The sequence below is a fragment of the Pseudomonas paraeruginosa PA7 genome (genome assembly GCF_000017205.1).
Taxonomy (GTDB): Bacteria; Pseudomonadota; Gammaproteobacteria; order Pseudomonadales; family Pseudomonadaceae; genus Pseudomonas; species Pseudomonas paraeruginosa.
Map to the genome: position 1 here is coordinate 530,938 of NC_009656.1, position 24,088 is coordinate 555,025.

The 24,088-nt window shown below is 67.0% G+C and carries 18 protein-coding genes and 1 riboswitch; of the genes, 9 read left to right on the forward strand and 9 right to left on the reverse strand.

Translation table 11 applies throughout. The features are described 5' to 3' along the window. From PSPA7_RS02470 to PSPA7_RS02480, 3 genes are all read right to left on the reverse strand, one after another. Window positions 1–1,416, reverse strand: a complete 1,416-nt coding sequence (locus PSPA7_RS02470; protein WP_041025276.1) for a hypothetical protein — start codon at window positions 1,414–1,416, stop codon at window positions 1–3. Between the two features lie 34 nt (window positions 1,417–1,450). After that, window positions 1,451–2,173, reverse strand: a complete 723-nt coding sequence (locus tag PSPA7_RS02475) for a 16S rRNA (uracil(1498)-N(3))-methyltransferase (RefSeq protein WP_012074007.1) — start codon at window positions 2,171–2,173, stop codon at window positions 1,451–1,453. A gap of 92 nt (window positions 2,174–2,265) precedes the next feature. Further along, entirely contained in the window at window positions 2,266–3,669 is a 1,404-nt protein-coding gene (locus PSPA7_RS02480) for an adenosylmethionine--8-amino-7-oxononanoate transaminase (RefSeq protein ID WP_012074008.1), read from the reverse strand. Between the two features lie 174 nt (window positions 3,670–3,843). Between PSPA7_RS02480 and PSPA7_RS02485 the strand changes: the two genes are divergently transcribed. The 3 genes from PSPA7_RS02485 to PSPA7_RS02495 all read left to right on the forward strand — a co-directional run bounded on the left by PSPA7_RS02485 (window position 3,844) and on the right by PSPA7_RS02495 (window position 6,672). After that, the gene (locus PSPA7_RS02485; protein WP_012074009.1) at window positions 3,844–5,334 is read left to right on the forward strand and encodes a flavin monoamine oxidase family protein; all 1,491 of its coding nucleotides are present in this window, start codon (window positions 3,844–3,846) and stop codon (window positions 5,332–5,334) included. A gap of 181 nt (window positions 5,335–5,515) precedes the next feature. Beyond that, window positions 5,516–6,085 carry a cytochrome b gene (locus PSPA7_RS02490; RefSeq protein WP_012074010.1) on the forward strand — a complete coding sequence of 190 codons (570 nt, stop codon included), beginning with the start codon at window positions 5,516–5,518 and terminating at the stop codon, window positions 6,083–6,085. 11 nt (window positions 6,086–6,096) lie between these two features. After that, window positions 6,097–6,672 (forward strand): YceI family protein, encoded by a 576-nt coding sequence (locus PSPA7_RS02495; protein WP_003155469.1) that lies wholly within the window; start codon window positions 6,097–6,099, stop codon window positions 6,670–6,672. Window positions 6,673–6,741: 69 nt separating this feature from the next. Here PSPA7_RS02495 and mexR read toward each other — a convergent pair whose 3' ends face one another. Beyond that, window positions 6,742–7,185 carry an effux pump transcriptional repressor MexR gene (mexR, locus tag PSPA7_RS02500; protein WP_003153084.1) on the reverse strand — a complete coding sequence of 148 codons (444 nt, stop codon included), beginning with the start codon at window positions 7,183–7,185 and terminating at the stop codon, window positions 6,742–6,744. A 274-nt stretch (window positions 7,186–7,459) separates the two neighbouring features. Here mexR and mexA point away from each other — a divergent pair, with 274 nt between their 5' ends. Genes mexA through oprM form a run of 3 tightly spaced genes read left to right on the forward strand, consistent with a single transcriptional unit; the run spans window position 7,460 to window position 13,226 of the window. Next, complete coding sequence (mexA, locus tag PSPA7_RS02505) at window positions 7,460–8,611, forward strand: multidrug efflux RND transporter periplasmic adaptor subunit MexA (RefSeq protein ID WP_033999646.1); 1,152 nt, start codon at window positions 7,460–7,462, stop codon at window positions 8,609–8,611. Between the two features lie 15 nt (window positions 8,612–8,626). Next, window positions 8,627–11,767 carry a multidrug efflux RND transporter permease subunit MexB gene (gene mexB / locus PSPA7_RS02510; protein WP_003153085.1) on the forward strand — a complete coding sequence of 1,047 codons (3,141 nt, stop codon included), beginning with the start codon at window positions 8,627–8,629 and terminating at the stop codon, window positions 11,765–11,767. A 1-nt stretch (window position 11,768) separates the two neighbouring features. Beyond that, the gene (oprM, locus tag PSPA7_RS02515) at window positions 11,769–13,226 is read left to right on the forward strand and encodes a multidrug efflux RND transporter outer membrane channel subunit OprM (RefSeq protein WP_012074012.1); all 1,458 of its coding nucleotides are present in this window, start codon (window positions 11,769–11,771) and stop codon (window positions 13,224–13,226) included. A 92-nt stretch (window positions 13,227–13,318) separates the two neighbouring features. Here the strand turns inward: oprM and rhlE2 are convergent, their stop codons facing one another. The 5 genes from rhlE2 to ahcY form a co-directional block, all read right to left on the reverse strand. Continuing rightward, window positions 13,319–15,226, reverse strand: a complete 1,908-nt coding sequence (gene rhlE2, locus PSPA7_RS02520) for an RNA helicase RhlE2 (RefSeq protein ID WP_012074013.1) — start codon at window positions 15,224–15,226, stop codon at window positions 13,319–13,321. A 250-nt stretch (window positions 15,227–15,476) separates the two neighbouring features. Beyond that, window positions 15,477–16,547, reverse strand: coding sequence for a hypothetical protein (locus PSPA7_RS02525; RefSeq protein ID WP_012074014.1), 1,071 nt, complete (start codon window positions 16,545–16,547; stop codon window positions 15,477–15,479). A gap of 70 nt (window positions 16,548–16,617) precedes the next feature. Further along, on the reverse strand, window positions 16,618–17,466 hold the full coding sequence (metF, locus tag PSPA7_RS02530; protein WP_003151226.1) for a methylenetetrahydrofolate reductase [NAD(P)H]: 849 nt from the start codon (window positions 17,464–17,466) through the stop codon (window positions 16,618–16,620). A 64-nt stretch (window positions 17,467–17,530) separates the two neighbouring features. Then, window positions 17,531–18,103 carry an HD domain-containing protein gene (locus PSPA7_RS02535; RefSeq protein WP_074197204.1) on the reverse strand — a complete coding sequence of 191 codons (573 nt, stop codon included), beginning with the start codon at window positions 18,101–18,103 and terminating at the stop codon, window positions 17,531–17,533. A gap of 21 nt (window positions 18,104–18,124) precedes the next feature. Continuing rightward, a complete protein-coding gene (gene ahcY / locus PSPA7_RS02540; protein ID WP_041025277.1) occupies window positions 18,125–19,534 on the reverse strand; it encodes an adenosylhomocysteinase in 1,410 nt (469 codons plus the stop codon). A 22-nt stretch (window positions 19,535–19,556) separates the two neighbouring features. Then, window positions 19,557–19,662: riboswitch (S-adenosyl-L-homocysteine riboswitch) on the reverse strand. Between the two features lie 178 nt (window positions 19,663–19,840). On the opposite strand from ahcY, the gene PSPA7_RS02545 reads away from it, so the two are divergent. From PSPA7_RS02545 to PSPA7_RS02555, 3 genes are all read left to right on the forward strand, one after another. After that, window positions 19,841–20,257: a DUF2946 domain-containing protein gene (locus PSPA7_RS02545; RefSeq protein ID WP_012074018.1), complete on the forward strand. Its 417-nt coding sequence runs from the start codon at window positions 19,841–19,843 to the stop codon at window positions 20,255–20,257. Between the two features lie 125 nt (window positions 20,258–20,382). Further along, window positions 20,383–22,575, forward strand: a complete 2,193-nt coding sequence (locus PSPA7_RS02550; protein ID WP_012074019.1) for a TonB-dependent receptor — start codon at window positions 20,383–20,385, stop codon at window positions 22,573–22,575. A gap of 10 nt (window positions 22,576–22,585) precedes the next feature. Then, window positions 22,586–24,064 (forward strand): PepSY domain-containing protein, encoded by a 1,479-nt coding sequence (locus PSPA7_RS02555; RefSeq protein WP_012074020.1) that lies wholly within the window; start codon window positions 22,586–22,588, stop codon window positions 24,062–24,064. The last annotated feature ends 24 nt before the right edge of the window (window positions 24,065–24,088 follow it).

Below are 24,088 nucleotides of genomic sequence, written 5' to 3' on the forward strand. Positions count from 1 at the left end.
TCAGGCCAGCGCCGGGCGCCGCCGCAGCAGGCGCTGGCGCAGGCTTTCGAACGTGCCGAGGTCGACATGCCGGGCATGGTCGCCGACGACGATCCGCCCGTCGGGCAACTTCGCCCAGTGCTGTAGTCCGCCCTCCAGGTCCAGTTCGCCGTAGCGGATGCGCAGCGCCCGGCCGGATTCGGGGTGCCAGAGCTGGGCGAGGTCGCGCGAGCGATGCGGTTCCAGCCACGGCGCCAGGAGCAGCCAGCCTCCGTCCAGGGCCTGGAGCTTCAGGTAGGGTCCCTCGGCCAGGCCGTCCAGCGAGTGGCTGCGGATCTCGCCGCTGTCGAGCCGGCCTTCGCAGAGCGTCTCCCGCTCCAGCCAGACTATGCTCCCGGGCGCCACCGAGGTCGGTTGCGCCGGATCGGCGGGCAGATCCTTGCCGACGGGGAACGGCAGGGGCTGGATGCGTGCCTCGCGCCATTCGAAGAACTGCCCGCGGGAGAGCAGGCAGACGCGCTCGTCCGGAGTGGTGAAGACCGCCGGCGGATTCTCGATGGAGCGCCGCGCTTGCGGCACCTCGAAGAGCAACCGCGGTTCGCCGTTGCCCCGGGCGAAGCCGGGATAGAGGAAGACCAGGCCACGGTCGACCAGCAGCAGGTCCTCTCCGGCCAGGCCGATGGCAAGTTCCGGGGTGCGGCGTTGGCGCAACGATTGCGCCGGCGGCAGCGGCAAGGGCGGTAGTTCGGGCGTCAACGAGGCGAGATCGCGGGAGCGTTGCAGCCAGGCGTAGGGGCTTCCCGAACCGGTCATCCTGACCCAGGCGTGCAGGCCGTCCGCCGAACTGGCCCGGCAGAGCAGCGCGCCCCGGGTTTCCTCTGCACCATCGGGCAGGCGCCGTAGCCTGGGCCACTGGCGCAGGTCCAGCAGGTCGCTGCTGTCTTCACCCGGCAGGCGGCCGGTGGCCAGGCCGGGCGCCAGGTGCTCGGTGCGTTCGAGGCAGATGTAGGCCGAAGCCGCCGCCAGGCCGGCCGGCGTGGCGGCGGGGAGCGTCGCCGGGGCGCCTTCGGCGGCGTCTTCCTGGCGCAGCGTGCGGGCGTTGTGGCCCTGCGCTGCGAGCGCATCGAGGAGGCGCTGGCTGTGGGGGGCGCCGATCACGTACAGGTTCAGGCTGTCGTCTTCGTCCAGGCGTTCCACCAACGCCAGTCCCAGGGATTCCAGCTCCTGGCCGAGGGCCGGCAGGAAATCCTCGGGAAGGTCGTCGCGCAGGCGCTCCAGCAGCGTCTCCAGCGCGGCGGAGGCCAGTTGCGGGAAGCGTCCGGCATAGTCTCGGCGGAGTACGCCGAGCACATCGGGCAGGCGGATCTTCCAATCGAAGGTAACGGGCGTGTCCATGCGTGCGATCCGTTGCGAAGTGGGCTGCGCAACGGTATTCACTGGCTGCCGCCGTTGTAAAGCGGCGGGAGGGATATCAGGCGAAGTCGCCCCAGAGTTGCTGGGCCACCGCCAGCGCCACCACCGGCGCGGTCTCGGTACGCAGCACGCGCGGGCCGAGGCGCGCGGAGTGGAAGCCGGCCGCCTGCGCCTGCTCCACCTCGGCATCGCCCAGGCCGCCCTCGGGGCCGACCAGGAACGCCAGGCTGGCGGGGCGGGCATGGCTGGCCAGGGGCGCGGCGACCGGGTGCAGGACCAGGCGCAGTTCGTCGTCGCGTTGCCGCAGCCAGTCCTCCAGGGCCAGCGGCGGATGGATCCGCGGCAGGCTCGAACGGCCGCACTGCTCGCAGGCGCTGATCGCCACCTGGCGCCAGTGTTGCAGGCGCTTGTCGGCGCGCTCGTCCTTCAGGCGCACTTCGCAACGCTCGCTGACGATCGGAGTGATTTCCGCCACCCCCAGCTCGGTGGCCTTCTGGATCGCCCAGTCCATCCGCTCGCCGCGCGACAGGCCTTGCCCCAGGTGGATACGCAGGGGCGAGTCGGGCTGGCCGGCGAACTGCTCGCGGAGTTCGACGCGGACATTCTTCTTGCCGACCTCGATCAGCTCGCCGAGGTATTCCCGGCCGCTGCCGTCGAACAGCTGCACGGCGTCGCCCGTGGCGTGCCGCAGCACGCGACCGATGTAGTGGGCCTGGGCCTCGGGCAGGTCGTGCTGGCCGAGGGCGAGGGGCTGGTCGACGAAGAAGCGGGACAGGCGCATGGCGATTCGAGGGTAGTGGCGACAGGCGCGCAGTGTACTGCCTGCCGCGGGGCGCTGGAACCGGCCCCCTCGGGACGAAGGGGCGGCGACGTTCAGCCCGGGTCGCGGTGGTCCGGGTGAAAGTCGCTGACCGCCACGCTGACTGCGTCGCGGGTGGCGATGTCGATGCCTTCGCTGGCCACCTCGGCGAGGAAGTCGATCTGCTCCGGGGTGATCACGTAGGGCGGCAGGAAATACACCACGCTGCCCAGCGGGCGCAGCAGCGCGCCGCGCTCCAGGCCATGCTGGAAGACCTTCAGGCCGCGGCGCTCCTGCCAGGGGTAGGGTGTCCTGGATGCCTTGTCCTGGACCATTTCGATGGCCAGAACCATCCCGGTCTGGCGCACCTCGGCCACGTGCGGGTGGTCGGCCAGGTGCGCGGTGGCCCTGGCCATGCGGGTGGACAGCGCGCGGTTGGCCTCGATCACCTTGTCTTCCTCGAAGATGTCCAGGGTCGCCAGGGCGGCGGCGCAGGCCAGCGGGTTGCCGGTATAGGTGTGCGAGTGGAGGAAGGCGCGCAGGGTCTGGTAGTCGTCGTAGAAGCCCCGGTAGACGGTCTCGGTGGTCAGCACCGCGGACATCGGCAGGTAGCCGCCGGTGAGGGCCTTGGACAGGCAGAGGAAATCCGGGGCGATGCCGGCCTGCTCGCAGGCGAACATCGTCCCGGTGCGGCCGAAGCCCACCGCGATCTCGTCGTGGATCAGGTGCACGCCATAGCGGTCGCAGGCTTCGCGCAGCAGCTTGAGGTAGACCGGGTGGTACATGCGCATGCCGCCGGCGCCCTGGATCAGCGGTTCGACGATGACCGCGGCGATCTCGTCGTGCCCTTCGGCCAGGGTGCGCTCCATGTGGGCGAACATGTTCCGCGAGTGTTCTTCCCAGCACATGCCGTCCGGACGCAGGAAGCAGTCCGGGCTGGGCACCTTGATGGTGTCCAGCAGCAGCGACTTGTAGGTCTCGGTGAACAGCGCCACGTCGCCCACCGACATCGCCGCGATGGTTTCGCCGTGGTAGCTGTTGGTCAGGGTGACGAAGCGCTTCTTGCGCGGCCTGCCGCTATTGAGCCAGAAGTGGTAGCTCATCTTCAGCGCCACCTCGATGCCCGCCGAGCCGCTGTCGGCATAGAACACGCGGTCCAGCCCCGGCGGGGTGATCTTCACCAGCCGCTCCGACAGCTCGATCACCGGCTGGTGGCTGAAACCGGCGAGGATCACGTGCTCCAGCTGGTCGACCTGGTCCTTGATGCGCTGGTTGATCCGCGGGTTGGCGTGGCCGAAGACGTTGACCCACCAGGAGCTGACCGCGTCGATGTAGCGCTTGCCCTCGAAGTCTTCCAGCCAGACGCCTTCGCCACGGCGGATCGGGATCACCGGCAGGCGTTCGTGGTCTTTCATCTGGGTGCAGGGATGCCAGAGCACGTTCAGGTCGCGCTGCATCCAGTCGGCGTTAAGGCCCATGGGCTGTCTCCTCGGATCGGTCGGCAAAGCCTATGCAATGGGGGTGAGATGAACAACCCGGCAGGTTGGGACACATCCGACAGCAGTCGCCGACGGACTCCTATGGTGGCCCAAACGGCTCTGGCGTATGCTGCGCGCCGTTGTGTCTTCGCTTCTTTTCCTGGGGAGTCCGGTATGTCGTTAAGGTGGCTGCGCGCCGCGGCGTTTCTCGTGTTGGGGGTGTTCAGCGCGGTCGCGCTGGGCAAGGACAAACAACCGACGGCGATCGTCGTCGGAGCGGGCCTTGCGGGCCTGAGCGCGGCCTACGAACTGCAGAAGGACGGCTGGCAAGTCACTGTCCTCGAGGCACGGCCGCAAGTCGGCGGGCGTTCCGGGCTGGCCACCAGCGAATGGGTCGGCAACCAGAAGGTCCAGCCCAACCTCAACGGCTACCTGGACACCTTCAAGCTGAAATCGGTACCGGCGCCGGACTTCGTGCGGACCCCCAGCTACCTGATCGACGGCCTGTACTACAGCAGCAGCGACCTCGCCCTCAAGCAGCCGAACGTCGCCGCCGACCTCAAGCGCTTCGAGCAGACCCTCGACGACCTCTCGGCGTCGATCTCCGATCCGCTCAACCCGGCCTCGAACAACACCCTGTTCGCCCTCGACCAGATGAATGCCGCGCGTTGGCTGGACAAGCTGAACCTGTCGCCGACCGCGCGCCTGCTGGTCAACCAGCGCATCCGTTCGCGCTACGACGAACCGTCGCGCCTGTCGCTGCTCTACCTGGCCCAGCAGGGCCGCGCCTACCGCGGCGTCGACGACCGCGACCTGCGTGCGGCGCGCCTGCCCGGCGGCAGCCAGGTGCTGGCCGAGGCCTTCGTCAAGCAGCTCAAGACGATCAAGACCAAGGCCAAGGTATCGAGCATCGTCCAGGCCAGGGACGGCGTCACCGTCAAGGCCGGCAGCCAAACCTACAAGGCCGACTACGTGGTCCTCGCGGTGCCGCTGAAGGCGCTGGCGCAGATCCAGATGACCCCGGCCCTGAGCGGCACCCAGATGTCCGCCCTGAAAGGCACCAACTACGGCTGGCGCGACCAGATCCTGCTGAAGTTCAAGCGCCCGGTGTGGGACGACAAGTCGCGCCTCTCCGGCGAGATTTTCAGCGACCAGGGTCTGGGCATGATCTGGGTCGAGCCGGCGCTGAAGGGCGGCGCCAACGTGCTGATCAACCTGTCCGGCGACAACGCCCGCGTGCTGCAGGCTTTCGGCGACCGGCAGATGGTCGACCAGGTGCTGATCCGCATGAACAAGTTCTATCCGAAGATGCGTGGCGCCTTCGCCGGCTACGAGATCCGCCGCTATAGCGCCGATCCGGGCACCGGCGGGTCCTACCTGGCCTATGGTCCGGGCCAGGTCACGCGCTTCTGGCGGATCTGGGAACAGCCGCTGGCGCGGGTGGCCTTCGCCGGCGAGCATACCGACGCGCTGTATCCCGGTACCATCGAAGGCGCGCTGCGCAGCGGCAAGCGCGCCGCCAGCCAGGTGCGCGACCTGTACGCCGGCAAGACCCCGGTCATCGAAGGCGCGCCGATGGTGGCCAAGGCCGAGAAGGTCGCCGCGCCGAAGGCCGATGGCGAGAAGAAGAATCCGTTCGCCTGGTTCACCCGCCTGTTCGATTGATTCCCCTCGCGGGCGCCGGACCCTCCGGCGCCCTGCGCAGCCGCTGGCGCGGGCGTCCAGGGAATTTTCCTTAGCCTGCGAACCTATCTTGTGAGTCGATGTTTCAAAGCAGGATTTTCTTGCTTTAATTCGATCGGTTTGCCGCTAGTCTTGATGCTTCGCTTTTCAAGGAAGTTTTTTCATGCAGTGGCGCAATACCTCTTCTCGTTACGGCGTGTTCAGCCTGTTCCTGCACTGGGGCAGCGCGCTGGTGGTCTTCGGCCTGTTCGGCCTGGGCCTGTGGATGCGCGAGCTGAGCTATTACGACCCCTGGTACCACCCCGCTCCGGCGCTGCACAAGAGCATCGGCATTCTGCTGGCGATCGCCCTGCTGGTGCGGATCGTCTGGCGTTTCGTCAGCCCGCCGCCGCCGGCGCCGGCCAATCACGGCCCCGCCACCCGGGTGGCGAGCAAGCTCGGCCACCTGGCGCTGTACGCCCTGCTGGTCGCGGTGATCGTCGCCGGCTACCTGATTTCCACCGCCGACGGCGAGCCGATCAGCGTATTCGGCTGGTTCTCCGTGCCGGCCACCCTCAGCGGCCTGCCCGACCAGGCGGACGTCGCCGGGGAAATCCATCTCTACCTGGCCTGGGCGCTGGTGGTCTTCGCCGTCCTCCATGCCTTCGCCGCCCTCAAGCACCACTTCGTCGACCGCGATCCGACCCTAAAGCGCATGCTCGGTCGCTCGTCGAATGAACAACAACCACGTTAAGGAGAATGTCCATGCTGAAGAAGACCCTTGCCGCGCTGGCGCTCGGCTCCGCCCTGTTCACCGCCGGCCAGGCAATGGCCGCGGACTACAAGATCGACAAGGAAGGCCAGCACGCCTTCATCGAGTTCCGCATCAAGCACCTGGGCTATAGCTGGCTGTATGGCCGCTTCAACGACTTCGACGGCAGCTTCACCTTCGACGAGAAGAACCCGTCGGCCGACAAGGTCAAGGTGACCATCAACACCAACAGCGTGGACACCAACCATGCCGAGCGTGACAAGCACCTGCGCAGCGGCGATTTCCTCAACGTCGGCAAGAACCCGACCGCGACCTTCGAGTCCACCGAGGTGAAGGCCAATGGCGACAGCGCCGACATCACCGGCAACCTGACCCTGAACGGCGTGACCAAGCCGGTCACCATCAAGGCCAAGCTGCTTGGCCAGGGCAACGACCCGTGGGGCGGCTACCGCGCCGGCTTCGAAGGCAGCGCCACCCTGAAGCTGAAGGACTTCGGCATCAAGATGGACCTCGGCCCGGCATCCCAGGAAGTCGAGCTGCTGCTCTCCGTCGAAGGCATTCGCCAGTAAGCGGATACCTGAAAATGAAAAACGCCGGCGATCGCCGGCGTTTTTCATTGTGCTTCGAAAAGAATGTTCTTAAATATCCTCAAGCGGTTGCGCGGCCAGGCACTGGTCGAGGAGATGCACCAGGGTGGCCTGCTCCTCCGGGGTGAGCGGGGCAAACAACTCGTCATGCACGCATGACATGATGGCTTCCGCGTGACGGTGGATAGCCAGGCCCTCGTCGGTGAGGAACAACTGGAAGCTGCGCTGGTCGCTGGGGTTGCGTTCGCGGCGGACCAGGCTGCGGCCTTCCAGCTCGCGGATTTTCCGGGTGATCAGCGCCTTGTCGCGGCACATCTGCCGCCCCAGGTCCTGCAGGTTCAGCCCGCGCTGTTCGTCGATGAGCTTCAGGACATGGACGTCGGGCGGAGTGAGGTCGAGCCGCTGGCGATCGAGCTCGCTCTGGATGCGCGTCCGTACATGCTGGAAGACCGCCATCAGCGCGGGCATCAGGTCGGGGTTGACGGGGTAGTTCATTGGTCTGGCCGAGTAAACCTAATGTAAATGTGGTTGATCCAGTCAACCATTTTGCTTATTTTAGTTGACCTTATCAACCTTGTTTCAGGTTCTGAATATGGGCCATGGCGCCGGGTGGATAACCGGCCATCGAGCTAAAACGTTTCAGGTGTTTTCACGCGAGGCTTCCGGACGTTTACAAACACCTATGAATGTAAGTATTTTGCCTGCCTTCTTCGAGCCGGTGCAGCGCCTTCACGCTGCATCGGCCGCTTTCGCTCATGAGGACAACGCTATGCAACGAACGCCAGCCATGCGTGTACTGGTTCCGGCCCTGCTGGTCGCGATTTCGGCCCTTTCCGGGTGCGGAAAAAGCGAGGCGCCGCCGCCGGCGCAGACGCCGGAGGTCGGGATCGTGACCCTGGAAGCGCAGACGGTGACGCTGAATACCGAGCTGCCGGGCCGGACCAACGCGTTCCGCATCGCCGAGGTGCGTCCCCAGGTGAACGGCATCATCCTCAAGCGCCTGTTCAAGGAAGGCAGCGACGTCAAGGCCGGGCAGCAGCTCTACCAGATCGACCCCGCCACCTACGAGGCCGACTACCAGAGCGCCCAGGCCAACCTGGCCTCGACCCAGGAGCAGGCCCAGCGCTTCAAGCTGCTGGTCGCCGACCAGGCCGTGAGCAAGCAGCAGTACGCCGACGCCAACGCCGCCTACCTGCAGTCCAAGGCCGCGGTGGAGCAGGCGCGGATCAACCTGCGCTACACCAAGGTACTGTCGCCGATCTCCGGCCGCATCGGTCGTTCCGCGGTGACCGAAGGCGCCCTGGTGACCAACGGCCAGGCCAACGCGATGGCCACCGTGCAGCAGCTCGACCCGATCTACGTCGACGTCACCCAGCCGTCCACCGCCCTGCTGCGCCTGCGTCGCGAGCTGGCCAGCGGCCAGTTGGAACGCGCCGGCGACAACGCGGCGAAGGTTTCCCTGAAGCTGGAAGACGGTAGCCAATACCCGCTGGAAGGCCGTCTCGAGTTCTCCGAGGTCTCGGTCGACGAGGGCACCGGTTCGGTGACCATCCGCGCCGTGTTCCCCAACCCGAACAACGAGCTGCTGCCCGGCATGTTCGTCCATGCGCAGTTGCAGGAAGGCGTCAAGCAGAAGGCCATCCTCGCCCCGCAGCAGGGCGTGACCCGCGACCTCAAGGGCCAGGCCACCGCGCTGGTGGTGAACGCGCAGAACAAGGTCGAGCTGCGGGTGATCAAGGCCGACCGGGTGATCGGCGACAAGTGGCTGGTCACCGAAGGCCTGAACGCCGGCGACAAGATCATTACCGAAGGCCTGCAGTTCGTGCAGCCGGGTGTCGAGGTGAAGACCGTGCCGGCGAAGAATGTCGCGTCCGCGCAGAAGGCCGACGCCGCTCCGGCGAAAACCGACAGCAAGGGCTGATCAAGGGGATTCGTAATGTCGAAGTTTTTCATTGATAGGCCCATTTTCGCGTGGGTGATCGCCTTGGTGATCATGCTCGCGGGCGGCCTGTCGATCCTCAGTCTGCCGGTCAACCAGTACCCGGCCATCGCCCCGCCGGCCATCGCCGTGCAGGTGAGCTACCCGGGCGCCTCGGCCGAGACGGTGCAGGACACCGTGGTCCAGGTGATCGAGCAGCAGATGAACGGGATCGACAATCTGCGCTACATCTCCTCGGAGAGTAACTCCGACGGCAGCATGACCATCACCGTGACCTTCGAGCAGGGCACCGACCCCGACATCGCCCAGGTCCAGGTGCAGAACAAGCTGCAACTGGCGACCCCGCTGCTGCCGCAGGAAGTTCAGCGCCAAGGCATCCGGGTGACCAAGGCGGTGAAGAACTTCCTCATGGTGGTCGGTGTGGTTTCCACCGACGGCAGCATGACCAAGGAAGACCTGTCGAACTACATCGTCTCCAACATCCAGGACCCGCTGTCGCGGACCAAGGGCGTCGGTGACTTCCAGGTGTTCGGTTCGCAGTACTCGATGCGCATCTGGCTCGACCCGGCCAAGCTGAACAGCTACCAGCTGACCCCCGGCGACGTGAGTGCGGCGATCCAGGCGCAGAACGTGCAGATTTCCTCCGGCCAGCTCGGCGGCCTGCCGGCGGTCAAGGGCCAGCAGCTCAACGCCACCATCATCGGCAAGACCCGCCTGCAGACCGCGGAGCAGTTCGAGAAGATCCTGCTCAAGGTCAATCCCGACGGTTCCCAGGTGCGTCTGAAGGACGTCGCCGACGTCGGCCTGGGCGGCCAGGACTACAGCATCAACGCGCAGTTCAACGGCAGCCCGGCGTCCGGTATCGCGATCAAGCTGGCCACCGGCGCCAACGCGCTGGATACCGCCAAGGCGATCCGCCAGACCATCGCCAACCTGGAACCGTTCATGCCGCAGGGCATGAAGGTGGTCTACCCGTACGACACCACCCCGGTGGTCTCGGCCTCGATCCATGAGGTAGTGAAGACCCTCGGCGAGGCGATCCTCCTCGTGTTCCTGGTGATGTACCTGTTCCTGCAGAACTTCCGCGCCACGCTGATCCCGACCATCGCCGTGCCGGTGGTACTGCTGGGGACCTTCGGCGTGCTCGCCGCGTTCGGCTTCTCGATCAACACCCTGACCATGTTCGGCATGGTGCTGGCCATCGGCCTGCTGGTGGACGACGCCATCGTGGTGGTGGAGAACGTCGAGCGGGTGATGGCCGAGGAAGGCCTGTCGCCAAGGGAGGCGGCGCGCAAGTCCATGGGCCAGATCCAGGGCGCGCTGGTCGGCATCGCCATGGTGCTCTCGGCGGTATTCCTGCCGATGGCGTTCTTCGGCGGTTCCACCGGGGTGATCTACCGGCAGTTCTCCATCACCATCGTGTCGGCCATGGCCCTCTCGGTGATCGTGGCGCTGATCCTCACCCCGGCGCTGTGCGCGACCATGCTCAAGCCGATCGAGAAAGGCGATCACGGCGAGCACAAGGGCGGCTTCTTCGGCTGGTTCAACCGGATGTTCCTGTCCACCACCCACGGCTACGAGCGTGGCGTGGCGTCGATCCTCAAGCATCGCGCGCCGTACCTGCTGATCTACGTGGTGATCGTGGCCGGGATGATCTGGATGTTCACCCGCATTCCCACCGCGTTCCTCCCCGACGAAGACCAGGGCGTACTCTTCGCCCAGGTACAGACCCCGCCGGGCTCCACCGCCGAGCGTACCCAGGTGGTGGTGGACTCGATGCGCGAATACCTGCTGGAGAAGGAAAGCTCTTCGGTCAGCTCGGTGTTCACCGTCACCGGCTTCAACTTCGCCGGCCGCGGCCAGAGTTCGGGCATGGCCTTCATCATGCTCAAGCCCTGGGAAGAGCGTCCCGGTGGCGAGAACAGCGTGTTCGAACTGGCCAAGCGCGCGCAGATGCACTTCTTCAGCTTCAAGGACGCGATGGTGTTCGCCTTCGCTCCGCCGTCGGTACTGGAACTGGGTAACGCCACCGGTTTCGACCTGTTCCTCCAGGACCAGGCGGGCGTCGGCCACGAAGTCCTGCTCCAGGCGCGCAACAAGTTCCTCATGCTCGCCTCGCAGAACCCTGCGCTGCAGCGTGTGCGCCCCAACGGCATGAGCGACGAACCGCAATACAAGCTGGAGATCGACGACGAGAAGGCCAGCGCCCTCGGCGTGTCCCTGGCCGACATCAACAGCACGATATCGATCGCCTGGGGTTCCAGCTACGTCAACGACTTCATCGACCGTGGCCGGGTCAAGCGGGTCTACCTGCAGGGCAGGCCGGACGCGCGGATGAATCCGGACGACCTGAGCAAGTGGTACGTGCGCAACGACAAGGGCGAGATGGTGCCGTTCAACGCCTTCGCCACCGGCAAGTGGGAGTACGGCTCGCCGAAGCTGGAGCGCTACAACGGCGTGCCGGCCATGGAAATCCTCGGCGAGCCGGCGCCCGGCCTGAGTTCCGGTGACGCGATGGCGGCGGTCGAGGAGATCGTCAAGCAACTGCCGAAAGGCGTGGGCTACTCCTGGACCGGCCTGTCCTACGAGGAACGTCTGTCCGGCTCGCAGGCGCCGGCGCTGTACGCGCTGTCCCTGCTGGTGGTGTTCCTCTGCCTGGCGGCGCTCTATGAAAGCTGGTCGATTCCGTTCTCGGTGATGCTGGTGGTGCCGTTGGGCGTGATCGGCGCGCTGCTGGCGACCTCCATGCGCGGACTGTCCAACGACGTGTTCTTCCAGGTGGGCCTGTTGACGACCATCGGCCTGTCGGCGAAGAACGCCATCCTCATCGTGGAGTTCGCCAAGGAGCTGCACGAGCAGGGCAAGGGTATCGTCGAGGCGGCCATCGAGGCCTGCCGCATGCGTCTGCGGCCGATCGTGATGACCTCCCTGGCGTTCATCCTCGGCGTGGTGCCGCTGGCCATCTCCACCGGCGCCGGCTCCGGCAGCCAGCATGCGATCGGTACCGGCGTGATCGGCGGCATGGTCACCGCGACCGTCCTGGCGATCTTCTGGGTACCGCTGTTCTACGTGGCGGTCAGCACGCTGTTCAAGGACGAGGCGTCCAAGCAGCAGGCTGAGGCCGAAAAGGGGCAATGATATGAAAAGGTCCTTCCTTTCCCTGGCGGTAGCCGCTGTCGTTCTGTCCGGCTGCTCGCTGATTCCCGACTACCAGCGCCCCGAGGCGCCGGTAGCCGCGGCCTACCCGCAAGGGCAGGCCTACGGGCAGAACACCGGCGCGGCGGCCGTTCCGGCCGCCGACATCGGCTGGCGCGAGTTCTTCCGCGACCCGCAGTTGCAGCAGCTGATCGGCGTGGCGCTGGAAAACAACCGCGACCTGCGCGTCGCCGCGCTGAACGTCGAGGCCTTCCGCGCGCAGTACCGCATCCAGCGGGCCGACCTGTTCCCGCGGATCGGCGTGGATGGCAGCGGTACCCGCCAGCGCCTGCCCGGTGACCTGTCGACCACCGGCAACCCGGCGATCTCCAGCCAGTACGGGGTGACCCTGGGCACTACCGCCTGGGAGCTCGATCTCTTCGGCCGCCTGCGCAGCCTGCGCGACCAGGCCCTGGAGCAGTACCTGGCGACCGAACAGGCGCAGCGCAGCGCGCAGACCACCCTGGTGGCCAGCGTGGCGACCGCCTACCTGACGCTGAAAGCCGACCAGGCGCAGCTGCAACTGACCAGGGACACCCTGGGCACTTACCAGAAGAGTTTCGACCTGACCCAGCGCAGCTATGACGTCGGCGTCGCCTCCGCGCTCGACCTGCGCCAGGCGCAGACCGCCGTGGAAGGCGCCCGGGCGACCCTGGCGCAGTACACCCGCCTGGTGGCCCAGGACCAGAACGCGCTGGTCCTGCTGCTGGGTTCCGGGATCCCGGCGAACCTGCCGCAAGGCCTGGGCCTGGACCAGACCCTGCTGACCGAAGTGCCGGCGGGCCTGCCGTCTGACCTGCTGCAGCGGCGTCCGGACATCCTCGAGGCCGAGCACCAGCTCATGGCCGCCAACGCCAGCATCGGCGCCGCGCGCGCGGCGTTCTTCCCGAGCATCAGCCTGACCGCCAACGCCGGCACCATGAGCCGCCAGTTGTCCGGCCTGTTCGACGCCGGTTCGGGGTCCTGGCTGTTCCAGCCGTCGATCAACCTGCCGATCTTCACCGCCGGCAGCCTGCGCGCCAGCCTGGACTACGCGAAGATCCAGAAGGACATCAACGTCGCGCAGTACGAGAAGGCGATCCAGACGGCGTTCCAGGAAGTCGCCGACGGCCTGGCCGCGCGCGGCACCTTCACCGAGCAGTTGCAGGCACAGCGCGACCTGGTCAAGGCCAGCGACGAGTACTACCAGCTCGCCGACAAGCGCTATCGCACGGGTGTGGACAACTACCTGACCCTGCTCGACGCGCAACGCTCGCTGTTCACCGCGCAGCAGCAACTGATCACCGACCGCCTCAACCAGCTGACCAGCGAGGTCAACCTGTACAAGGCCCTCGGCGGCGGCTGGAACCAGCAGACCGTGACCCAGCAGCAGACCGCGAAGAAGGAAGATCCGCAGGCCTGATCCGCCTTCCGCGCCATGCAAGAACGCCGACCCTTGGGTCGGCGTTCTTTTATCCCTCGCGGAAGTTGGCGGGCCCAGGGGCCCGCCGTGCTTCAGCGGTTGCGGGTCAGCAGCGCGGGGCGCTCACCCTTGCGCCGTGGTTCCAGCTCGTCGAGCTGCTCGGCGGTGGGGAAGCGATCCATGCGCACCAGGTCGCGCTTGTTGATCACCACCGGCTGACGGCTCGGCTGCTTGCCGACGCCATACTCGGACGGCTCGCGCAGCGGCGCGTCGCTCATCCGCGAAGGATTGTCACGGCCCTGGCCGCGCGGCTTGCCGGCGCGCGGTTTCTTCGCCTTGCCCTGGCCGGCACCCTGGCCGCGAGCGCCGCCTTGAGCGCTGCCCTGGCTCTTGCCGCGCCCCTGGCCCTGGCCACGACCCTGCTGGCCAGCGCCGCCCTGCGACTTCTGCTGGCCGCCGCGGCGGCCGCGACCTTTGTTTTCCTGGCCCTGGTAAGGGCTGACGTAGTCGGCGCGGTTGCCGAAATTGTCGAAGTCGTCGTCGAGGAACTCTTCCGGATCGCGATTACCGTCGATTTCCGGCGGCCGATTGGGCTTGGCGGGACGCGCTTCACGGCTCTGCCGCGGTTGCTGCGCCTGGCCGGCCTCGCGGTTTTCCTTGTTCTTGCCGCCACGGCGGCGGCGCTTGCCGGCAGGCTTCTCGGCGCCGTCCTGGCCGGCGACGGCAGCGTTTTCCGCGGGCGCCTGGGCCTCTTTCGGCTTGCGCTCACGACTGCGCCGTTCCTTGTCGCGGCGCGGCTGCTTCTGCGGCGCCTCGCGGGGTTCCGGCTGGGCCACCTCGGGCAGCACGGCTTCCGGGTCGAAGCCCTGGGGATCACCGTCGGGAATGCGCTGCCTGGTCATCTTCTCGATGGCCTTGAGCAGTTTCTCCTCGTCCGGCGCCACCAGCGAGATCGCCTCGCCGCTGCGGCCGGCGCGGCCGGTACGGCCGATACGGTGGACGTAGTCTTCCTCGACGTTGGGCAGTTCGTAGTTGACCACATGGGGCAACTGGTCGATGTCCAGGCCGCGGGCGGCGATATCGGTCGCCACCAGGATCCGCACGTCGTTGGCCTTGAAGTCGGCCAGCGCCTTGGTCCGCGCATTCTGGCTCTTGTTGCCGTGGATCGCGGCGGCCGGCAGGCCGTGCTTGGTCAGGTACTCGGCGAGGCGGTTGGCGCCGTGCTTGGTACGGGTGAAGACCAGCACCTGTTCCCAGGCGCCGACGGTCACCAGGTGCGCCAGCAGGGCGCGCTTCTGCGGCGCCGGCAGGCGGAACACGCGCTGCTCGATGCGCTCGACCGTGGTGTTCGGCGGCGTCACCTCGATGCGCTCCGGGTTGTGCAGGAGCTTGTTGGCGAGGTCGACGATGTCCTTCGAGAAGGTCGCCGAGAACAGCAGGTTCTGGCGCTTGGGCGGCAGCTTGGCGAGGACCTTCTTCACATCGTGGATGAAGCCCATGTCGAGCATGCGGTCGGCTTCGTCGAGGACGAGGATTTCCACGTGGGACAGGTCGACCTTGTTCTGCCCGGCCAGGTCGAGCAGGCGGCCGGGGCAGGCGACGAGCACGTCGACGCCCTTGGCCAGGGCCTGGATCTGCGGGTTCATGCCAACCCCGCCGAAGATGCAGGTGCTGTTCAGCGGCAGGTCGCGGGCGTAGACCTTGAAGCTGTCATGCACCTGGGCGGCCAGCTCGCGGGTCGGGGTCAGTACCAGCACCCGCGCCTGGCGCGGGCCGTGGCGGTGTTCGCGGTCGGGATGACCGGCGGGGAACAGGCGCTCCAGTACCGGCAGGGCGAAACCACCGGTCTTGCCGGTGCCGGTCTGTGCCGCGACCATCAGGTCGCGACCTTGCAACACGGCGGGAATCGCCCGCTGTTGCACGGGAGTGGGCTGGCTGTAGCCCGCAGCCTCCACAGCGCGGGCAAGCGCCTCGGAGAGTCCGAGGGAAGAAAAGGACATGCGGGTTTTCCTATATGGGCCGGGGCGAGGCCGGCTGCTGTGAAATCACCAAGTTCTGCGAACTCCTGTCTACCTTCGGGCTCTGTCGGCCAGGGCGGAAGGTCTGGCCGCGGCGCTGCGTATGCGCTCGGAGGCCGGTGTCGAACGGGTGCCCTCGCGGGCATGGCCGCGCACCGGGTATGGGGCGCTGGCCGGTTCGCTCCCGGCCCTGGGTGGGGGGGCCGGGGGCAGCGTCAACGGAGGGCTGCGGTCAGAGCAGGTCACGCTGGCGCAAATGCTGGCGGATCTCGTTGGCCCGGGAGCCAAGGAGGTTGCGCAGCAAGCTGTGATTCAGCCAATCCTCGATTTGTTCCGCAATCGGTTCCCGCGGATAGCGTTCGATGGCATTGGTCGCGGCTTTCTCCCACCAGACGGGGCCGCAGGCCCGGTCGAACTCGTTACTGTATTCGTGGCAACCGTAGAGCAGCTCGATACTGAACTGGCGCATCGGTGCCGGCAACGGCAGGGTTCCCAGCTTGTACAGCAGACGCTTGGCACGCGGTGGGCGTGGCAGTCGATCGGTCACCTTCAGGGTGTCGTCGAGGGCTGCAGCGCTGAGAAGGGAGGAACCGTGCTTGCACAACCAGGCCTGGATCTTCGCGCGGAACAGCTGTTTCCGGCTCCAGTAATGGTGGATCAGGTCGGTACAACCCACCAGCTCCAGCCGCTTGTGGGCGGCGACGGCCAGGACGAATTCCTCAAGAGTATAGGCACCGTTGGCAATTGGATAGAGTTCATCCATTAATTCCAACGAACGGTCGAGTATTTTCGCCTCTTCCCGGGGCAGGCCGATGACGCCGGAGTTGAGCTGGTGCATCTCGTCGTCGGCCCAGCCGCGCTCGAACAGGTAGGCCGAGAGGTCGCGGTAGAGCGGGAAGTTGCGATGTTCGCCATAGCGCGCGCCGATCGCGTTGCACAGCAGGCGGCCGGGCTGGATGCGCTCGAACAGGCGCAGGGGCGAACTGTGGAAGAAGGTGTCGGTGTCGATCAGCAATGCCTGGTCGGCGTCCTCCAGGGCCTCGCGCAGGGCCACGTGCTTGGCGCGGAAGTGATAGCCGTGCGGTTGGCACCAGGCGACCAGTTCCTCGGCGGTCAGTGGGCGGACCTGCACCGGCAGGCCGGCGTAGGGGCTGGGGTCGTCGGTATAGACCCTGACGGTCAGGCCATGCGCCGGTTCGTCTCGCAGGTGAGCGAAGGCGCTGGCGATGCTGAACAGGGCTTCCTGGTGGTAGGTCTGTCGCCCGTAGACCAGGTAGATCAGATGCTTGCGTGAGTTGGCCATGGTGTCGTGGATCGCGTGAGAGGCTTCCCTGCCGATGTACGCTGCGGCGTCGATCCGGGTTTCCCCGGTATCAGCGCGGCAGCTGGAGATTCTTCCAGATCGCCAGGCTCGGATCGGCCTGGTTCAGAGTATAGAAATGCAGTCCCGGTGCGCCGCCTTGCAGCAGGCGTTCGCACATTTCGCTGATCACCTGCTCGCCGAAGGCCTGGATGCTGCGGCTGTCGTCGCCGTAGGCCTCCAGCTGCTTGCGGATCCAGCGCGGCAGCTCGGCGCCGCAGGCGTCGGAGAAGCGCGCCAGCTTGGAGTAGTTGGTGATCGGCATGATGCCGGGGACCACCGGGATGTCCACGCCCAGCTTGGCGACCCGCTCGACGAAGTAGAAATAGGCGTCGGCGTTGAAGAAGTACTGGGTGATGGCGCTGCTGGCGCCGGCCTTCACCTTGCGCACGAAGTTCGCCAGGTCGTCCTCGAAGCTGCGTGCCTGGGGATGGACTTCCGGATAGGCGGCGACCTCGATGTGGAAGTGGTCGCCGGTCTCGGCGCGGATGAACTCCACCAGCTCGTTGGCGTAGCGCAGCTCGCCGCTGGCCATGCCCATGCCCGACGGCAGGTCGCCGCGCAGGGCGACGATGCGGCGGATGCCGGCGGCACGGTACTGGCCGAGCAGCTCGCGCAGCTCGGCTTTCGAGTCGCCGACACAGGACAGGTGCGGCGCGGTCGGTACCTTCACCTCGCCGTCCAGTTGCAGCACGGTGTGCAGCGTGCGGTCGCGGGTGGAGCCGCCGGCGCCGTAGGTGCAGGAGAAGAAGTCGGGCTTGTAGCCCGCCAGGTTGCGGGCGGTGGCCAACAGCTTTTCATGGCCGGCCTCGGTCTTCGCCGGGAAGAACTCGAAGCTGAAACGGCGTTCGCTCTGACTCATGATCGGTTCCTTGGACGCGGCCGTGGCCGCGCCTCTTCTTGTTGATTCTGTCTAGCGCCGTACCTCAGTAGTACTGGCGGTAGTGCTCGATTTTTTCCCGCAGGCGCCGGGCCGTCGCGGCATGCGCATGGCCGAGGCGGGCGAGGATCAATCGCGACTCCTGGTGGTAGTCCGCGATCTTGTCCGGGTTCCAGGTCTGCGGTGGTGGCTGCAGGTTGGTGATGCGGTCGCACAGCTTGACCAGGGCATACTGCGCCGGTCCTTCGGCCAGAGCCTGGAAGTAGTCGTCGGGCGAGCGCTTCGGGCCGTCGCCGACGCGCTTGCTCAGGGCCAGCACGCCGTCGTGGACGAACTCACCGAACTGTTGCCGCAGCTCCTCGGGCGAGGTCGCCGTGTCTTCCAGGGTGTCGTGCAGGACCGCGATCTGCAGGGTTTCCGCCAGCCGTTCGACGGCGCCCTGGCGATCGGCGGCCAGCAGTTCGTTGGCGACCATGCCCAGGTGCACCAGGTAGGGCAGCGGCGAGCCGCTGAGGGTCTGGTTGCGGTGGGCGCGGGCGGCGAACAGCCAGGCCTGGTTGTAGCGATCGGCGAGGTGCGTGGACATCGAGGGGCGCTCATGCGAACGGGGCAGGCGCATGGTGCCTGCCCCGTGGTTCGCTTAGTAGCGGTAGGCGTCCGGCTTGAACGGGCCTTCCACGCTGACGCCGATGTACTCGGCCTGTTTGGGGGTCAGCTGGGTGACCACGCCGCCGAAGCCCTTGACCATCTCCAAGGCCACTTCCTCGTCGAGCTTCTTCGGCAGCACTTCGACGGTCAGGCGCTTGGCCTTCTCGGCGGCCGGCAGGTCGGCGTACTTCTGCTCGAACAGGTGGATCTGCGCCAGCACCTGGTTGGCGAAGGAACCGTCCATGATCCGGCTCGGGTGGCCGGTGGCGTTGCCCAGGTTGACCAGGCGGCCTTCGGCGAGAAGGATCAGGTAGTCGTCGTTGTGCGCGTCGAAACCGTCCTTGCCGGTGCGGTGGATCTTGTGCACCTGCGGCTTGACCTCTTCCCAGGCCCAGTTCTTGCGCATGAAGGCGGTGTCGATCTCGTTGTCGAAGTGGCCGATGTTGCAGACCACCGCGCGCTTCTTCAGCGCCTTGAGCATGTTGGCGTCGCAGACGTTGACGTTGCCGGTGGTGGTCACGATCAGGTCGATCTTGCCCAGCAGCGCGGCGTCGATGCTGGCCTCGGTGCCGTCGTTGATGCCGTTCTTGTACGGCGAGACGACTTCGAAGCCGTCCATGCAGGCCTGCATGGCACAGATCGGATCGACTTCGGAAACCTTGACGATCATGCCTTCCTGGCGCAGCGACTGCGAGGAGCCCTTGCCCACGTCGCCGTAGCCGATCACCAGGGCCTGCTTGCCCGACAGCAGGTGGTCGGTGCCGCGCTTGATGGCGTCGTTGAGGCTATGGCGGCAGCCGTACTTGTTGTCGTTCTTGCTCTTGGTCACCGAGTCGTTGACGTTGATCGCCGGGACTTTCAGGGTGCCGTTCTTGAGCATGTCGAGCAGGCGGTGGACCCCGGTGGTGGTCTCTTCGGTGATGCCGTGGATGCGCTCGAGCATCTGCGGGTATTTCTTGTGCAGGATCTCGGTCAGGTCACCGCCGTCGTCCAGCACCATGTTGGCGTCCCACGGCTGGCCGTCCTTGAGGATGGTCTGCTCGATGCACCATTCGTACTCTTCCTCGGTCTCGCCCTTCCAGGCGAACACCGGGATGCCGGCGGCGGCGATGGCGGCGGCGGCCTGGTCCTGGGTGGAGAAGATGTTGCAGCTCGACCAGCGGACTTCGGCGCCCAGCGCGACCAGGGTCTCGATCAGCACGCCGGTCTGGATGGTCATGTGGATGCAACCGAGGATCTTCGCGCCTTTCAGCGGCTGCTGGCCGGCATACTTGCGGCGCAGGCCCATCAGTGCGGGCATTTCCGATTCGGCGATGATCAGCTCGCGGCGGCCCCAGGCGGCCAGGGTGATGTCGGCGACCTTGTAGTCGGTGAAACCGGCGGGCGTCATGACAGCGCTCATGCGTAACTCTCCATTCGTTGTCTGCGAATGGGCGCCGTTGGTGCGTTGACAGACCGGCGAGGCCGGCCTGAGAGCGCGCTCCGTTCGAGCCTGACAGGCCTAGGCCTGCTGCAGCGCCCCTCGAACGGAAGGCGGGAGCGACCCGGAGGGCCGCCTGAGCGGGCGATTATAGCGGCGCCACATGAAACTCCCAAGTCACCCCTGCTACGCCGCTCGTCGCCGTGCGTGGCACCCTCGGCCTGCGGCGATGCACCGCAGCGCAGAAGCGCGAGGAATTTGCGGGTCAGGATGCTAGAGTGCGCGGTCATGAGAATCGCTCCCATCTCCCGCTCACCGCTGCTGCAGTGGCTGAGCTTCGCCCTCTGTGCCTGCGTGCTGGTCAACGCGCTGGCTTGCGGCGTCCTGCACCTGCAGGCGCTGGGAGTGGGCAGCGACAAGGGGCAGAAGGCCAGCGTCGGGCTGTTCTGCGTCGCCGGTGCCAGCCAATGGCTATCCCTGGATCCCGACGACGGGTCCGCCGGCGATCCGGTACCGGTCAATCCCCAGTTGCCGGTGAGCTGCCCGATGTGCAGCGCCCTGGTGCTGTTCGTCGCGCTCGGGGTGATCTGGTCCTGGCGCTTGCAACGGCAACGCCAGGCGCGTTTCCGCCCGCCCGCCACGCGCGAGCCGGTGCCGCCCCGGTACGTCTGGCCGCCGGCCAACCCGCGCGCTTCCCCCGCCTGATCCTGAACGCCCGCCGCGCCGGGCATTTGCATCCGTCGCCCGTCCTGCCTCGTCCGCGCAGCGCTCGCCGCTGTCCATCCGGGCGAGGCGGGCGTGCCCACCATGCCTTGCTTCAGGATCGCTCGATGAAAAAGCACTCCACGGCCCGCCGCGTCCTCGCGCTGGGTCTCAACCTCACCCTGGCCGGCGTTCCGGCCTTGCTCTGGGCCGATGAGGAACCCACCGAACTGCCCGCCCTCACCGTCAGCGCCGGCGCCGCCGGGGAAACCCCGCCGGCCCTCGATCTCGACGACAGCGCCGGCGGCGGCTCGCGCCTGGGCCTGAGCCTGCGCGAGACTCCCGGCTCGGTAAGCGTGGCCAACCGTGCCAGCTTCGAGCGGCGCGGCCTGCGCAGCACCCAGGACATCGCCAACAGCCTGCCCGGCGTGAACGCCTCGGCGCCGCCCGGCTTCGGCGGCTTCGTCACCTACCGCGGCTTCAGCTCGAACCAGGTCAACCAGTTGTTCAACGGCATTCCGGTGCAATACAGCAGCGCCATGCGTCCGCTGGACGACTGGATCGTCGACCGCGTCGAGCTGGTCGGCGGTCCGTCCTCCTTCCTCAACGGCGCCGGTGCCGTCGGCGGCTCGCTGGACTACATCAGCAAGCTCGCCGACCGCTACGGCGATTTCATGGAAGGCCGGGTGCGCTACGGCAGCTACGACGATTCGGAAGTCGCCTTCGGCTTCAACCAGGCCCTGGGCATCGGCCCCGAGCCGAAGCACTTCGTGCGCCTGGACGTCAGCCGCAGCGGCGGCAACGGCTACGTCGACCGCAATTCGCGCGAATCGTGGAACGTCGCTTTCTCCCTGCTCAGCGACCTGACCCCGGACCTTTCCCACACCCTGGCCCTGGAGTACCAGGACGAGCAGGAAGACAGCCCCTACTGGGGCACGCCGGTGCTCAATCCCTACGCCGGCGAGCTGAAGATCGACAAGAGCCGTCGCCGCGAGAACTACAACGTCGCCGATGGCCGCTACGAACAGCGCGTGCGCTGGCTGCGTTCGATCCTCGAGTACCGGGTCAGCGATAGCACGCGCTGGCGCAACACCTTCTACCACTACGACGCCGAGCGCGATTACCGCAACCTCGAGACCTATCGCTACAACGCCGACAACAGCGGGGTGGTGCGCTCCAACGCATTCCTCCAGCGCCACGACCAGCAGCTCGACGGCAACCGCTTCGAGCTGCAGCACAGCCAGCCGCTGTTCGGACTGGCCAGCGACTGGGCGCTGGGCTTCGACTACAGCATCAACAAGCAGACGCGCTTCCCGAGTACCGCCTCCGGGCCGTTCGGTACGGTCGATCCGGCCAGTTTCGAGCCGGGCCACTTCTACGACCTGCCGGGCATGCGTCCCGGCCACCGGAAGGACCGCAGCAACGAGGTGCGCACCAGCGCGTTGTTTGCCGAGAACCGCCTGGGCCTGACCGACGAGCTGTCGCTGGTCACCGGGCTGCGCTACGACCACCTCGACCTCGACGTGCGCAACCATCGGGTGCCCGACAAGGACAATCCCGCACACTTCGAACGGCGCTGGGACGTGCTCACCGGGCGCGCCGGGCTGGTCTACCAGTTCACTCCGCACGCCAACGTCTACCTGCAATACAGTACCGCCGCCGACCCGCCGGGCGGGGTGCTGACCAGCGCCAGCTTCGCCCAGGTCCGTGACTACGACCTGTCCACCGGCGACCAGTGGGAGCTGGGCAGCAAGTTCGATTTCCTCGACGGTCGCGGCAGCGCCACCCTGGCCGCCTACCGCATCGTCCGCCGGGATTTCTCGGTGGCCGACCCGAACGACCCCAACCTCAGCGTGCCGGTGGGCCAGCAGACCTCCAGGGGCATCGAGGCCGCCGCCTCCCTGCGGATCACTCCGAAGCTGCTGGTCGAGGGCAACTTCGCCTGGGTCGACGCGCAGTACGACGAGTTCACCGAGAACGTCGGCGGCGTCGCCGTCTCGCGCAAGGGCAAGACGCCGCCGAACGTGCCGGAGCGGGTCGGCAACCTGTGGCTGACCTACGACTTCGACCCGGCCTGGCAGGGCGGGGTGGACGCGCGCTACGTGTCCTCGGTGTACGCCAACAACGCCAACACCTGGCACGTGCCGTCCTATACGGTCTACGGGACTTTCCTCAGCTACCGGCTGGACGAGCGCACGCGCATCACCGGGCGCGTGCGCAACCTCACCGACGAGGTCTACGCACGTTTCGTGCAGAGCACGCCGCTGTACTACGTCGGCGACCCGCGGACCTTCGAACTGAGCGTGCAGACGCGTTTCTGAGGAGCCGCCGATGAAACGCTACTTGTACCTCTGGCACCGCTGGCTGGGCATCGGCTGCTGCCTGCTGATGGTGCTGTGGTTCGTCTCCGGGATGGTCATGCTCTACGTTGGCTATCCCAAGCTGACTCCGCTGGAGCGCCTGGCCCACCTGCCCGGGCTGGAAGGCTGCGAGGCCTGCATGCCGCTGCGGACGGCCCTCGCCGACGGCGCTGGAAAGGCCCCGCGAAGCATCCGGCTGGCCAGCGTAGGCGGCCTGCCGACCTACCTGCTGGATGACGCCGACGGACGCACGCGTGCGCTGGCGGCGCGCAACGGCCGGCCGCTGGCGGTGGACGCGGACAGGGTGCTGGCTTCGGCCCGTGCCTTCAGCGGCGAAGTACCGATGCAGTTGCAAGGGCGGATCGAGGAAGACGCCTGGACCCATACCCGCAACCTCGATCCGCACCGGCCGCTATGGCGGGTGCAGACCGCGGACGCGGAGGGCCGGCTGCTCTACCTGTCCTCGCAGACCGGCGAGGTGGTACGCGACGCCAGTCGCCGGGAGCGCGCCTGGAACTGGCTCGGCGCCTGGCTGCACTGGCTCTATCCGCTGCGCGGCGGCTGGTTCGACGGACAATGGGCGAACCTGGTGATCGGCCTGTCGCTGCTGGCGACCCTGGCGACCGTCCTCGGCATCCTCGTCGGCCTGCTCCGCTGGCGCTTCCGCAAGCCTTACCGCAGCGGTTCGCGCTCGCCCTATGCGGGCGGCTTCCAGCGCTGGCACCACCTCGCCGGCCTGCTCTTCGGCGCGCTGGTGCTGAGCTGGATCTTCAGCGGGCTGATGTCGATGAATCCGTGGAACCTGTTCGGTCGCGGCACGCCGCTCGACCTCGCGGCCTACCAGGGCGCAAGCTGGGACCAGGCGCTGCCCGCCGGCCTGGAAGCGGACGCCGCCCTGCGGCGTTTTCGCGGCGCCGGGCTGCGGGTGCGCGAACTGGAGTGGCGGATGCTCGGTGGCGCGCCCTATGTGGTCGGGCGCAGCGGCAGCGGCGCCAGCCTGCTGCTCACGGCGGACGGCGAAACCCTCCGCGAGTTGCCCGAGGAGCGCCTGCTGGCGTCGGCTCGCGCGCTGCTGCCGGGGGTGCCGATGCAGGCCGAACGCTTGGATCGCTACGACTTCCATTACTACCCGCGCGAAGAGCACAGCATGATGGGCTACCTGGAACGGCGCCTGCCGGTCTGGCGCCTGCGTTTCGACGATTCCCGGCATACCTGGGTGCACCTGGATCCCTACAGCGGCGCGGTGGTTGGCGTGCTCGACGACGCTCGGCGCGGCAGCCGCTGGCTGTTTTCCCTGCTGCACAGCTGGGATTGGCTGCCGCTGCTGACCCGGCGTCCGCTGTGGGACCTGTGGATGCTCGGTGGCAGCCTCGGCGGCCTGGTGGTCTGCGCCAGCGGCTGCTGGATCGGCTGGCGTCGCCTGCGCGGCCGCCGTCCGAAGCGCCGCTGAGAGGGCTACCTGGCAAGACTGGGC